This window comes from Planococcus chinensis, assembly GCF_042681545.1.
Classification (GTDB): domain Bacteria; phylum Bacillota; class Bacilli; order Bacillales_A; family Planococcaceae; genus Planococcus; species Planococcus chinensis.
On sequence record NZ_JBHUFW010000004.1, the window covers coordinates 216,963 to 230,464 of the forward strand.

At 36.1% G+C, this 13,502-nt stretch carries 10 protein-coding genes; 7 read left to right on the forward strand and 3 right to left on the reverse strand.

Annotation, left to right across the window (positions count from 1 at the left end; all coding sequences use genetic code 11):
- The first annotated feature begins 6 nt into the window (after nt 1-6).
- From ACFSDB_RS03470 to galE, 6 genes are all read left to right on the forward strand, one after another.
- Nucleotides 7-1,002: a glycosyltransferase family 2 protein gene (locus ACFSDB_RS03470; RefSeq protein WP_204890975.1), complete on the forward strand. Its 996-nt coding sequence runs from the start codon at nt 7-9 to the stop codon at nt 1,000-1,002.
- Between the two features lie 4 nt (nt 1,003-1,006).
- The gene (locus tag ACFSDB_RS03475; protein WP_204890974.1) at nt 1,007-2,134 is read left to right on the forward strand and encodes a polysaccharide pyruvyl transferase family protein; all 1,128 of its coding nucleotides are present in this window, start codon (nt 1,007-1,009) and stop codon (nt 2,132-2,134) included.
- Nucleotides 2,135-2,318: 184 nt separating this feature from the next.
- Nucleotides 2,319-3,863, forward strand: coding sequence for an oligosaccharide flippase family protein (locus ACFSDB_RS03480; protein WP_204890973.1), 1,545 nt, complete (start codon nt 2,319-2,321; stop codon nt 3,861-3,863).
- Complete coding sequence (locus ACFSDB_RS03485; protein ID WP_204890972.1) at nt 3,856-5,262, forward strand: Coenzyme F420 hydrogenase/dehydrogenase, beta subunit C-terminal domain; 1,407 nt, start codon at nt 3,856-3,858, stop codon at nt 5,260-5,262. The genes ACFSDB_RS03480 and ACFSDB_RS03485 overlap by 8 nt, the downstream gene beginning before the upstream one ends.
- Nucleotides 5,263-5,404: 142 nt before the next feature.
- On the forward strand, nt 5,405-6,460 hold the full coding sequence (locus ACFSDB_RS03490) for a glycosyltransferase (protein WP_204890971.1): 1,056 nt from the start codon (nt 5,405-5,407) through the stop codon (nt 6,458-6,460).
- A gap of 410 nt (nt 6,461-6,870) precedes the next feature.
- Nucleotides 6,871-7,902 (forward strand): UDP-glucose 4-epimerase GalE, encoded by a 1,032-nt coding sequence (galE, locus tag ACFSDB_RS03495; RefSeq protein ID WP_204890970.1) that lies wholly within the window; start codon nt 6,871-6,873, stop codon nt 7,900-7,902.
- A 235-nt stretch (nt 7,903-8,137) separates the two neighbouring features.
- Here galE and istB read toward each other — a convergent pair whose 3' ends face one another.
- The 3 genes from istB to ACFSDB_RS03510 all read right to left on the reverse strand — a co-directional run bounded on the left by istB (nt 8,138) and on the right by ACFSDB_RS03510 (nt 11,660).
- A complete protein-coding gene (gene istB / locus ACFSDB_RS03500) occupies nt 8,138-8,902 on the reverse strand; it encodes an IS21-like element helper ATPase IstB (RefSeq protein ID WP_204890969.1) in 765 nt (254 codons plus the stop codon).
- Nucleotides 8,899-10,155: an IS21 family transposase gene (istA, locus tag ACFSDB_RS03505; RefSeq protein WP_377339140.1), complete on the reverse strand. Its 1,257-nt coding sequence runs from the start codon at nt 10,153-10,155 to the stop codon at nt 8,899-8,901. The genes istB and istA overlap by 4 nt, the downstream gene beginning before the upstream one ends.
- A gap of 1,064 nt (nt 10,156-11,219) precedes the next feature.
- Nucleotides 11,220-11,660 (reverse strand): transposase, encoded by a 441-nt coding sequence (locus tag ACFSDB_RS03510; RefSeq protein ID WP_377339143.1) that lies wholly within the window; start codon nt 11,658-11,660, stop codon nt 11,220-11,222.
- Between the two features lie 460 nt (nt 11,661-12,120).
- Here ACFSDB_RS03510 and ilvA point away from each other — a divergent pair, with 460 nt between their 5' ends.
- Nucleotides 12,121-13,410 (forward strand): threonine ammonia-lyase IlvA, encoded by a 1,290-nt coding sequence (ilvA, locus tag ACFSDB_RS03515; RefSeq protein ID WP_204890967.1) that lies wholly within the window; start codon nt 12,121-12,123, stop codon nt 13,408-13,410.
- The last annotated feature ends 92 nt before the right edge of the window (nt 13,411-13,502 follow it).

The window sequence follows — 13,502 nt, forward strand, 5'->3', positions numbered from 1 at the left end:
ATATACATGTTAGTTTCTCTCATTATCCCTGTTTATAATTCAGAAAGATATATTGAAAGATGTCTCAATAGCGTTATTAAGCAAAGTTACTATGATATAGAAATAATATTAGTTAATGATGGATCTTTTGATAATAGTAAATCTATATGCTTAAGTTTTGCAAAAAGGGATAAAAGAATAACTTATATTGAAAAAGAAAATGGAGGAGTTTCTTCAGCTAGAAATGTTGGTCTAACTTTAGCTAAAGGGAAATATATTGGGTTTATAGATGCAGATGACATTATAGAAGAAAAAATGATTGAGGAAATGATGAATCTTCATAATAGAACCAAAAAAGATGTTCTAATATGCGGTATTGAACAGAAAAAGAATTTCGAAAGAAAAGAAGAAAATTATTTGAACAGAAATATAATAAAGATGGATTCAGTAGAAGCGATTAATAATATGTTAAATGTATATGAATATCAAGGGTACGTTTGTAATAAACTATTTTCTTCTAAATTAATAAAAGGTAAGAAAAAAATTACTTTTGATGAAAGTATCCATACTTGTGAAGATATGTTGTTTTGTACGGAAGCTTTTTTGAGGGCCGATGTAATTATGTATGATAAAAATAAGTATTATAAATACTTGATACACGGTGAAAATACTTCTTTAAAATATAGTTCAAAAAAATTAAGTGCTATAAAAGCTTATAAAAAAATATTGACATTGATTTATAATCATAATGAAATTAGGCAAGATAAATTTCATCAAAGTTATTTTTATTTAATTCTAAGTTTATTAATGCAAAGTAAGGATTCAAAAACAGATAAGGATACAGTATTGTTTAGAGAAATAACTAATATAGATCCTAAACAGCTAAAAAAATGGAATACCCGTATTTTATATTATTTATTAAGAAAAAACTCTAACATAATTTATTTTGCTTGGAAAATTAAAAATTATAACTTAAACAATCAAAATCTAAATTTGATTGGTATAAGAAAGAAGGCAAGTTGAAGAGATGAGAAAAATTGCTATTTTAACTTTAAATGGATATTTTAATTATGGTAATAGATTACAGAATTACGCTTTACAAGAAATACTTGAAAAAAAAGGATTTAAAGTTGAAACAATAAAAAACAACACAGATCATAAAAAACTCAAATTTATTGAAAGTAAAAATTCGTTAGTAAGTTATTATTTAAAGAAAATATTTTCAAAAGATATATTTGGAAAACTACATCTACATTTTATATACACAATTTACGGAAAGAATGCGAATGAAGAAAGATCTTTAATGTTTAAAGAATTTTCAACAAAACATATAACGGAATCAGATTTTCAGATTGCAATTAATGACATTCCCAGAAACTTCTCAGAGGAATATGATTTTTTTGTTACCGGTAGTGATCAAGTTTGGAATCCAGTTTTCAGATTTGGCTCCTCATTAGACTTTTTAACTTTTGCACCTAAAGAAAAGAGAATTGCATATGCACCAAGCTTTGGAATAACGAAAATTCCTATAACTTATGTAGAGAGGTATAAAAAATGGTTGTCTGAAATGAGTGGAATTTCGGTGAGGGAAATAGAAGGAGCAAAGTTAATTAAAGAACTTACTGGGAGAGATGCAGAAGTATTAATAGATCCTACTTTATTATTGACTAAAGAAGAATGGTTAAAAATTAAAAAACCTCATATTAATAAACCCGATGGTAAATATTTGTTAACATATTTTTTAAGTGAAATATCTTCCGAGACAGCGAGGACAATTATAGAAACTGCAAAGTTACATGATTTGGAAATAGTGAATTTAGCAAATATTAAAGAAAAAAAGTATTATTCAACTGGTCCAAGCGAATTCTTAGATTATATTAATTCCGCTTCTATCTTTTTTACCGATTCTTTTCATGGAGCTGTTTTTTCCATTTTGTTTGAAACACCTTTCTTAGTCTATGAGAGAGAAGGAAATTTACCATCAATGAATTCTAGAATTGATACCTTATTATCAACATTTAAATTAGAAACAAGAAAAGGAAATGTTAAAGATGTAAATAGCGAGATTATAGACTTAGATTTTTCTCATTTAAAAATTATTTTAAGTAAAGAAAGAGCTAAAGCACATAATTATTTAGACTACTATTTGAAATAAAAATATTAATAAAAAGGTTAACAAATCTAAAAATAACCTATATTAATATTGAAGTTTTTTATATTATAGTTCTCTTACAATACGTGCTCATTCAATTATGATGAAAGGTAATAATTGGGATTAATGATGTTCTAAAGGTAAAGTGAAAAACCAATGCAAAATGCAAATGAAAGAAGTTGTAATTATGAATCAATTAAAAGTGGGAGCTAGTTTATCCTACTTAACTTTAGCAATTACAATCATAATTGCTTTATTATATACACCGATAATGATTCGATTAATTGGGCAAACTGAATATGGACTATATGCTCTTATAGGATCTTTTGCTGCATATTTTAATGTAATGGATATGGGGATAGGAAATGCAGTAGTAAGATATGTATCAGGAAACAGAGTAATAGGAGATAAAAATAAAGAAGCAAAATTAAATGCTCTTTTTTTAGTTTTATATTTATTAATAAGTTTAGTTGTTATTATCTTTGGTTTACTACTTTTAAGCTACTTTGAAAGTATATTTAATAATGCGTTAACTTTGCATGAAATAAAAAAAGCAAAAATAATGATTATAATATTAGTAATTAATTTTGCTTTCTCATTTCCACTGGCAATTTTCGGATCTATTATTCAAGCCTATGAAAAATTTGTGTTTTTAAAAGTATTGGGCATTTTGAGGTTAATATTAACACCTCTCATCATTTTACCTCTTTTGTTTTTTGGATATGGAATAATAACTATGGTATTGGTTACTACAACGGTGAATTTAATAGTTTTACTTTTTAATGTTTTATATGCTTTTAAATATCTTAAAATAAAATTTATTTTTGGGAAAATCGAGTTTAGTTATCTAAAAGAAATTTTGGGATACTCATTTTTTGTTTTTTTAGGAATAGTAGTTGATCAAATATACTGGAATACTGATCAATTTATTTTAGGAATAATGGCTGGAACAGTTCCGGTTGCTGTATATGCAATTGCAATGCAATTTATTAGCTTATATATGCAATTTTCTACTTCAATCAGCGGCCTGTTCCTTCCGAAAGTGTCAATGTTAGTAGCCAAAAATACGAGTAACAAAGAGCTCACTAAATTAATGCTTCGATATGGTCGCCTTCAGTTTATTATATTGTCTTACATATTAATTGGATTTGCTCTATATGGTCAATATTTTATTAATATTTGGGCAGGAGAAGGTTATAAAGAAGCTTTTTATATTGTTTTAATAATTATGTCTGCATTGATTGTCCCTTTAATCCAAAATTTTGGTATATCAATTTTGTATGCTAAAAATTTACAGAAATTCAGATCGATGAATTTATTATTTATTTCAATACTTAATATTATAATTACTATTCCTTTAATAAAAGAGTTTGGAATTATGGGGGCTGCTAGCGCTACTGCAGTGTCTCTAATAATTGGGAATACTATAATTATGAATTTGTATTATCATTTTAAAATAGGAATAAACATTGTAGTATTTTGGAAAGGGATATTGAAATTTTTTCCATCAATATTAATGTCTTTTACAATTGGAGTTATTAATAAAAATATTTTGCCAAATGACAGTGTTATTTTCTTTTTTGTTAATGTTCTTGTTTTTTCATTAATACATTTTTTTGTAAGTTGGTTTTTAGGTATGAATGAATATGAAAAAAATATTATAAAAAATGTAAGTCACCAATTTAAAAAAATATATAATAAAGTTACGAAAGGCCGTGTTCACCTTGAATAGTAATTTAAAGGAATTATTAGAAACAGTCGTTTCTAAAGATTTTTGTATTGGATGTGGAGTTTGTGCTTCTTTAGAAAATTCTCCATTAAAAATGCAGTTGGATAAAAAAGGTAAATATAAACCGGTATTACTTTCATCTAAGGAAGATACTAGTCATGATTATTTAGCTGTTTGTCCGTTCTCGGAAAATTCCAATAATGAAACAGAGTTGGGGAGAAAATTTTATGGTAATTTAGAAGACATAAATCATAACGAATATACAGGATTTTATCTTAAAAATTATGCTGGATATGTTAGAGAAGGTTCTTTTAGAGAAAAAGGAAGTTCTGGAGGTATGGGTAACTGGATCGCTACTCAATTATTAGAGCGTGGGTTAGTTGATGGAATAATCCATGTTAAGTCGAGCGAAACAAAAAATAATAGCCTTTTTGAATACCAGATTTCTTATAATAAAGATGAACTTTTTAAAGGGGCGAAATCTAAGTATTATCCAATAGAGTTATCTCAAGTAATTAATCTAATTCGAGAAAATAACGGACGCTATGCTCTAATAGGAATTCCTTGCTTTATTAAATCTATAAGACTTTTAGCTAAACAAGATCCAATAATTAATGAAAGAATAAAATACTTTATTGGATTAGTATGCGGTCACTTAAAGAGTGCAAATTTCGCTAAATCAATAGGATGGCAACTAGGCATCAACCCTACTCATTTAGAAAGCATTGATTTTAGAAAGAAGTTAGAAAATAAGTCTGCTAATAATTATGGTGTTGAAGTAAAAGGAATAAAAGGAAACAAAATTGAAATTTTAACTTCTCCAACTAAAGACTTGTATACAACTAATTGGGGTCAAGGAATGTTTAAATATAATTCTTGTGAATTCTGCGATGATGTATTAGCTGAAACGGCAGATATTACTGTGGGGGATGCTTGGCTTCCAGAGTATGCAGATGATAGTAGGGGAACAAATATTATTACGGTAAGAAATACTGATATATTAAATATATTGCAAGACAGTAGTGATAAAATTTTTCTTGAAGAAATAAGTATAAATAAAGTTTATTCTTCACAGGCTGGTGGTTTTCGGCATAGAAGAGAAGGGCTAGCGTATAGACTATATTTGAAAGATTCAAATAATGAATGGAGACCTCAAAAAAGAGTTGTAGCATCCGATAAAATAAATGCCAAAAGAAAGAAAATATATGAAAAAAGATCAGAATTATCACAAGCGAGTTTTACCGCATATGAAATTGCTGAAAAAGAAGGAGAGTTTCAAACTTTTATTGACTACATGAACCCGATGGTTAAAATGTATACTAAATTAGCTACTCCTACTCTTTTAGAAAGAGCTACCACTAAAATTAAAACTAAACTAGTTGATAAATTTGAGAATATATGAATAAAGTTTAAGAGAATATAGCTGATTTAATTTTTATTTATTATTGTAATAATAAATATAATATTGAATAGAACCATTTCAAGCCAATTTAAATTATCTCACTAGGATTTTATAAGGGAATAAATATAAGGAGTTCGCATGTATGTTTGATATCAGTATATTAGTTCCGGTTTTTAACGAAGAAAAGTTTCTGGAAAATTTCTTTGATTCTTTACTAAAACAAAGTACCGAAGAATATCTAATAGAAATTATTTTTATTGATGGTAATTCTCAAGATTTAACAATGGAAAAATTAAAAAAAATTAAAGAAAAAATCAATAGTAAAAAAGACCTTTGGGAAATTAAAATTTTAACTAATAAAAAAAAATTAATAGCATCTTCATTAAATTTAGGTTTAAAAGAAAGTTCCGGTACCTATATTTTAAGGTTAGATGTTCATAGTGAACTGTCGAATTCTTATATTATAGACGTTATAACACTTCTTAAAGAAAATTCCTCCAATTATTGTAACGTCGGAGGTAAAACAATAGCTAAAGGTTATGATCAAAATTCGAGAATTTTTGCTAAGGCCCTGAGCAGTAAATGGGTTTTAGGGGGCGCACAATTTCGTTATAGTAATAAGTTAGTCGAGGTTGATACACTTTTTCCTGGTGCATGGCTGAGAGAAGATTTAAATGCAGTTAAAGGATGGAATGAAGAGTGGGTAGTAAATGAAGATACTGAATTAAACAGTCGATTAAAGAATGTAACTAAAAAAAATATATTAATGAATCCTCAAATAACTATAAATTACTTTCCTAGAAATAAATATAATGACTTAATTGTTCAGTACTTTAGATATGGTTATTGGAGAATGAAAACAGCTAACGCGCATAAAAACTCAATAAGGATGTCTCACTTATTACCTCTTGGAACTTTATTTTATTTATTTCTTATCATAGTGATTGGTTTAATTGATTTTAAATTATTATTACTTTTTTTAATGACTACTATTATTGTCTATTCTTTCTATCTTTTTATCTTGTCAATTGCTATTTATAAAAATCTTAAAGAAACATTTAAAGGAATTCTTAGTATAGTTGCAATTCAATTACCTTGGATTGCTGGAAGTTTAAGAGGATATTTAGATTTTGGATTCCCTATTAAAGGGTACTATTTCTTAATTGAAAAAATGATTAGAAATTTAAAAGGTATTTAACTTTTAGTCAAAATTAAGTTTTCTGTAATAAAAATTCTTTGTTGAATTAGAATATAAGTTTTTTCATTTTTAAAAAATGGAAAGCTTGTATAATATACAGGCTCACATGTTATTCCTATAGCAAATTTAACGAAAAAAACACAATTATTCGTGATAATTTCCACCTACAAAAAATGTAATTTATGTTGAGAGCAAAATTCTCATTTAATATCCAGTTATCTTCGCATGAAAGGGACAGAATCTATAAGAGATCAAGATCCGAATGCCGTCTGTGGAAACGTCTGAATAAAATCGATTCATTAAGGAAGAAGTCGTAGAAAAAGCAGAAGAATTTCGTTATGTGAATAATGGACGTTTGATGGGAAATAGGTGATGTGATAGAAGGAATATAGAGAGGAGTGCCCTGTACAATGGCGATATTAATCACTGGAGGTGCTGGCTATATCGGTAGCCATACCTGCGTAGAATTGCTAAATGCCGGTTATGATATTGTGGTACTTGATAATTTTTCTAATAGTAAACTCGAATCTTTACAACGAATAAAAGAAATAACAGGGAAAGATTTTTTGTTTTATGAGGCCGACTTGTTGAATCGAAAAATTGTGGAAAAAGTATTTGAAAGCACAGAAATTGAAGCGGTTGTCCATTTAGCTGGTTTAAAAGCTATTAGGGAATCTGTTTCAAAACCGCTGCATTATTATCACAATAACGTTACGGGTACTTTAGTACTTTGTGAAGTTATGAAGGAATATGGCGTGAAAAATCTTGTGTTCAGTTCTTCGGCAACGGTATACGGAGTTCCTGAACAGGTGCCGATTTCAGAAGATTTCCCATTAAGTGCATTAAATCCCTACGGAAGAACCAAACTAATGGTAGAAGAGATATTAAGAGATTTGTTTGTAACGGACGGTTCGTTCAGTATTGCGTTACTTCGCTATTTTAATCCTATAGGTGCTCATAAAAGCGGGAAAATCGGTGAAGATCCTAATGGAATTCCAAACAATTTAATGCCTTACATCACACAAGTGGCGGTAGGTAAATTGAAAGAACTGCAAGTGTTTGGAAATGACTATCCAACATCGGATGGGACGGGTGTACGTGATTATATTCATGTAGTGGATCTTGCTCTTGGCCATTTAAGAGCTTTAGAAAAAGTGATGTCCTCGACCGGTGTAGAAGCCTACAATTTAGGGACTGGAACGGGTTATAGCGTACTCGAAATAGTTACAACATTTCAAGAGGTATCTGGCCAACAAATTCCTTTCCTAATTAGTGATAGAAGATCCGGAGATATTGCTACTTGTTATGCCAATCCATTAAAAGCAAAAAATGAATTAGGATGGGTTGCGGAAAGAGGTATTAAAGAAATGTGTAGGGATTCATGGGAATGGCAAAAACAGAATCCTAATGGATATGTAGTTGAAAATCATATACCTATCTAGAGCTAACTTACAAATACTTAATTAGTGAATGAGCAGATGAAGCAATTCATTTAAGGTTAGAAAATTGAACATCATGCCATCTTACAAAATGCAATTAAATTTCTTCATCTAAAACGAATGTTAAGAAACCGCCCTCGAAACCCTTAATTTTATTGCAGGCGGTTTTTTGGCATTCAAGCTGTCAACGCCGGTTTATTTTTCCCCATTATTGCCGGAATAAAATTCCCCATTTTTGCTAATCAGCCGTCGGGGCAGCCGGATAAATTCCGGCTTTTTTCTTTTCCTTCAGGCGATAGGAATCGCCTTTGATGTTAAAGGTTACCGAATGGTGAAGCAGGCGATCGAGAATGGCTGTGGCCAAGACGTCATCCCCGAATACCTTGCCCCATTCAATAAACGATTTGTTCGAGGTCAGAATCATCGCGCCGTGCTCGTATCTCTTCGAGATGACTTGAAAAAAGATATTCGCCGAGAACTCATCAAACGGAAAGTAGCCGACTTCATCCAAGACAATCAAGTCCGGCCGTGTCCACTTCTTGATGAGCCGGGGCACCGTGCCTTTCGCTTCTGCCTTATGGCACTCGGCAACCAGATCGGCTGCGGTTAAGAACAGCACGCTGTACCCTTGGGTGATGGCTTCTAACGCAAACGCGATCGCCAGATGCGTTTTCCCGACACCTGGCGGTCCCAGAAGAAGCCGGTTTTCGCCATTCGCAATGTACCGGCAGGTAAGGGTTTCATTGACTCGTTGCTCGTTGAGGCTCGGTTGAAACGCCAAATCGAAATCGTGGATGGTTTTGGTATATGGGAGTTTTGCCCGTTGAACCCGGCGGTTCAACTCGGTGGATTCCCGGTGTTCCCATTCTCCCGAAACGACCGTGTGTAAAAAGTCGAAATATGATACATTATGGGTAGAAGCGTTCTCGACCAAATCATCGAGCTGGCTGGCCGTATGTGACCAGTTCAGTTCTTTCAGCCGTTCTTCGAGGATAGATTTCATTCGAAATCACCTCCTTCTAAGGCGGCGTAAGCTGCGAGGGGACGTGCTTCAACGTAAGGAGTGGAAACGGTGGAATCCTGGGTCGCCAAACCGATGGGATTCGCTCGTTTCTGCTCTTTTTCTTTTGCCTCCTGCAGCCCTTCATAATGTTCAAAGCGCACATGAACGCGTGTCTCGCCGGACAAAATCGGGTGTTGTGCAATGCATTCCACTTCATCGTAGATCTCCAATTGCTTCTCCAGCGTCACCTTGATCTTCACTTGATGACCGGCGTACCGGAATGGAACGGAATACTTATTGCCGAGATACGAAATAAAACAATCCCGGCTGACTTCGCGGATTTCCCAATGCGTGGTCGGGAACAACTCCTTCGTGCCCCATGCTTGGAGAAAGGGTTGTTCCTTTTCCCAACGCTGAACCGGCGGTTCCTGGGTCGTTTCATTCTTTTTCTTGTTCGCGGTCCTATCCAGCCATTTCCGCATGTCCTGGTTCAGTGCTTCGAGCGTCGGTTCGTGCCGCCGTTGAAAGAAGTTCCGCTTCATGTAATCGACCGTTCGTTCCACTTTCCCTTTCGTTTGGGGCCGGTAAGGCTTGCACGCCTTCGGCGTCACCCCGTAGTAAGCGAGAAAGTCTTCGAAGGTTCGGTTGAAGCGGATTTCTATCGGCGTATGCCGGATGACGACCGTTTTCATGTTGTCGTAGAGAACTTGATTGGGGATGCCGTTGAAATAAGCGAAGGCATTCATGTGGCATTTCATCAAGGTCTCGGCTTTCATATCGGTCGTGAATTCGATGTATTTCATCCGGGAATACCCTAGGATCATCAGGAACGCATAGACTTTCTGGAGACAGCCCTCCACTTCGTAGAGGCCGACTTCTGCCCAATCCATTTGTGCCTGCTGGCCGGGCGGTGTTTCAAAGCGCCGGGTCGCCTGTTTCTTGGGTTGTTCCCGGTGCGGCTGCACAAAATCTTTTAGGATGGTGCTTTTCCCCTCAAACCCTTGCGCTCGAATCTCTTCTAGTAACACCACACAATTGGTGGTGCCTTCTTGGATCCGCGGGAGCAGGTAAGGTTTAAATGGATCTAACTTGCTTGGCCGTTTTGTTCGCTTGCAGCTCCGAGGGAGCTGTTCGGCTTTTATGTATTTCCGGATGGTTTTCCGGTCGAAACCGGTCTCTTTGGCAATGGCTGTTAATGACCATCCTTTTTGGTGCAACTCCCGTATCATAAAAAATTCCTCCATTTTCAACATCGACACATACTCCTCTACAACGTGGTATATGTCGATTATCCTTGATAAATGGGGAATTTTAAAACGGCGTTATTGGGTAGTTTACCACCGGCAGTGACACAAGCTAACAGCAAACTTTTTATAATACTTTAAACATCTGGATGAAATGGGTAGTTATGCAAGTTTTAGTGCCCGACCAAAAAAGTCACTTTCTTACATCCTCGGCGACTATATTTTTCTATATGTAGTCTTCCTCCGATGCAAGTATGTCTTAATCAAGATTGACTATAGCCGCTATTGGTTATGAGTAAATTAATAAAATATCTACCTGGCAACATTTCATATGCTTTTACCGAAACTACACTACAAAATATTGGAACCATGAAGTCCGGTTGTTCGAAGTTGCTACCATGTAGGAATTTCCTCCTCAAATATTCGCTTTATGTATTGATACTAAGCCGAAAAAATTAACTTCCTTTTAACCTTGCTTCTATACTGTCGTCTTAAAGGGAAGAGTTTCCTGTTTTTATTTCTAAGGAAAACAAGATGCGCGAAGTAAAACGGCAGAAGCAGCTTCTCGCAGAACCTCAGAGGGCATAAGAGCGAGAGAGCTAAGAAGATGTGCAGTGATACATAATTTAATTGTAGGAAAGTCACTTTTCAAAGGAGGCGGGGCCATATGGTGGATTAATAAAATCGCGACCCTGTGTACGGAAAGATTTCGTGTATTCACTACAATTGCATAGCAAAAAAAGCCACCTTCAGTGAAATTAACTGATTTCGAGGATGGCTTCTGCATAGTTATGGAAGTGGGGGAATATCCATAATTGCGCCGTACACAGGGACCAAATGGGAACTGCTGGAACCATGTGAAAAACGTAGTAATGCGCCCCTGTGATAAACAAAATTCAACATGTACACCAATCTTGCATGAGGAACTTAGCAAAACCGATAATGGTAAGGTTCCTCAAGCTTTTTTATGAGGGAGAATAAATAGTCATAAATGAGCTGTACACAAGGGCGAAATGGGAACAGTTGGAAGAGAGATTCTTCGACCAACTTTTCACCAAAGAAAACCGCCGGCGCTACATCACCGGCGGTTCCATATCTTCCACATGCGGATCTTCTTCTGCGTTCTGCGCATTCGTCAGGCAGTACATACAATACGCCATGTTGTTCTTCTCGAACGGCTCAGGTAAAAGCTCACGCAGCGTTTCTCTGTCCAAAAAAGCGGGAGCGGCTTGCCCGTCATCCCAATACAGCGGGAACGAACTGTATGGATAGGCTTCCAGCCGTTTCACCATCGGCACTTTCGTCTGAATCGGGTTGCGGTGAATATACGAGCTGACAGTCAAAAGTCCGAGCCGGGAATCGACTTCCTTCGCGAAATAGCGCTTCTGGTAGATGCGCCAGATATGCAGGTACCGTTTCGCGTAAGAGGCGCTATAGTGTCGGTTGACGAGGCTCATGATCTTGTGCAGCGGATCCCGCTCCGCTTTGATCAATAAGTGGTAGTGGTTTGTCATGAAGCAATACGCCAGCATCGATGTGTAGTGCAAAATAAAAGTACAGAGTTATGAAATGCAAAAGTACAAAATTGAGCATTGCGTAATGAAAAAGCCATTTGTGCGGAGATTTAAGCCTCTAATTGAGAAGAATGTGGCCATTGACTGCATAGAACAGAGCTACTAGTAAAATATAGTTTTAGCAGACAAAATGGCAGCATACACAGGGTGAATCCTTTGCAAGTGAAATATTAAGGATAATTTATTGTATAAATAATGAATTCCAAGAATGGCCTCTGATAGCCGTTGCTTAGCTCCCGCATATCCCGTCATAAGAAGCCTTTCCAGCAGACACCAACTGATTGAGGAAAGGCTTCTTTGGCTTTTTCAAGAGCAGCAATGATATTGTCGAAATATTCTTTTCAAATATGCAATATATTATGTTAGAGTAAGGAAATACTAAATTAAGAAGGTGACATCTATGGCTAGAAGCAACATCGAAGAATTGGAAAGAAACGCAACGTTGTCGAAAGTATCTGTAGAAGAAATTATGGTGGCAAATCAGGCGCTGAAAGATGTCGTCATTAAAACGCCGCTGCAGCGGAACGACCTTCTTTCTGCCAGATACGGCTGCAACGTCTATTTGAAACGGGAAGATTTGCAAGTGGTGCGCTCGTTTAAACTGCGTGGGGCTTATAACTTCATCCGCAGCCTGACGCTCGAGGAACGAAAGAAAGGAATCGTTTGCGCCAGCGCCGGCAACCATGCCCAAGGTGTTGCGTATTCCTGCTTTGCGCTGGGAATCGAAGGGAAGATTTTCATGCCGTTGACCACTCCTAGCCAAAAAGTTTCCCAAGTAAAGCGCTTTGGCGGCGAATATGTATCGGTGGTCCTCACAGGTGACACGTTCGATGATTCCTATACAGCGGCTATGGAATACTGCACAGCCGAAGAAAAGGTGTTTGTCCATCCGTTTGACAATAAACTGGTTGTTGCCGGCCAAGGCACCGTGGCCGTGGAGATCCTGAACGACATGCAGGAGCCTGCGGATTATGTGTTTTGTGCCATCGGGGGTGGCGGATTGGCGTCAGGCATCGGAACGTATTTAAAAGGAATCAGCCCATCTACGAGACTGATCGGCGTCGAGCCGGCGGGAGCTGCCAGTATGAAGGCGTCGCTGGACCATGGCAAAGTGACCCGGCTTGATTCGATTGATACTTTTGTCGACGGCGCAGCGGTCAAGCAGGTCGGTGAATTGCCGGTGGCGATCTGCAGCGGCGTGTTGGATGATATCGCTCTTGTGCCGGAAGGGAAAGTCTGCACGACCATTCTGCAGTTGTATAACGAAAATGCGATTGTCGCGGAACCGGCGGGGGCGTTGTCGGTGGCCGCGCTGGATTTCTATCAGGAAGAAATCAAAGGGAAAAACGTGGTCTGTGTCATTAGCGGCGGCAACAATGACATCGAGCGGATGCAGGAAATCAAAGAAAAATCGCTGATTTACGAAGGGCTGAAGCATTACTTCATCGTCACCTTTCCCCAGCGTGCGGGTGCGTTGCGCAAATTTATGGACCAGGTGTTGGGGGAGCAGGACGACATTACGCATTTTGAATACACCAAACGGACCAACCGCGAAGCAGGCCCCGTTATCGTGGGGATTGAACTGAAGTGCCGGGAAGACTATGCGCCCCTTTTAAAACGGATGAATGAAAACGGATTTCCGTATAAGGAAATCAATAATGACCCGACGTTATTCAACTTGCTGATTTGATGATTAAGTAATCTTCAAGTGATAGTGATATAGCATATGATTTGAACAAAAGGCATTTCCGGCTCCTTTCAGGGGTTTAGGAAATGCCTTTC

Bases quoted from the DNA above. Each gene is read 5' to 3' on its own strand.
- galE (WP_204890970.1), top strand. From the start codon at position 6,871: ATGGCGATATTAATCACTGGAGGTGCTGGCTATATCGGTAGCCATACC.
- istB (WP_204890969.1), bottom strand. From the start codon at position 8,902: ATGAAATCTATCCTCGAAGAACGGCTGAAAGAACTGAACTGGTCACAT.
- ACFSDB_RS03510 (WP_377339143.1), bottom strand. From the start codon at position 11,660: ATGACAAACCACTACCACTTATTGATCAAAGCGGAGCGGGATCCGCTG.
- ACFSDB_RS03470 (WP_204890975.1), top strand. From the start codon at position 7: ATGTTAGTTTCTCTCATTATCCCTGTTTATAATTCAGAAAGATATATT.
- ACFSDB_RS03480 (WP_204890973.1), top strand. From the start codon at position 2,319: ATGAATCAATTAAAAGTGGGAGCTAGTTTATCCTACTTAACTTTAGCA.
- ACFSDB_RS03475 (WP_204890974.1), top strand. From the start codon at position 1,007: ATGAGAAAAATTGCTATTTTAACTTTAAATGGATATTTTAATTATGGT.
- istA (WP_377339140.1), bottom strand. From the start codon at position 10,155: ATGTTGAAAATGGAGGAATTTTTTATGATACGGGAGTTGCACCAAAAA.
- ilvA (WP_204890967.1), top strand. From the start codon at position 12,121: ATGGCTAGAAGCAACATCGAAGAATTGGAAAGAAACGCAACGTTGTCG.
- ACFSDB_RS03490 (WP_204890971.1), top strand. From the start codon at position 5,405: ATGTTTGATATCAGTATATTAGTTCCGGTTTTTAACGAAGAAAAGTTT.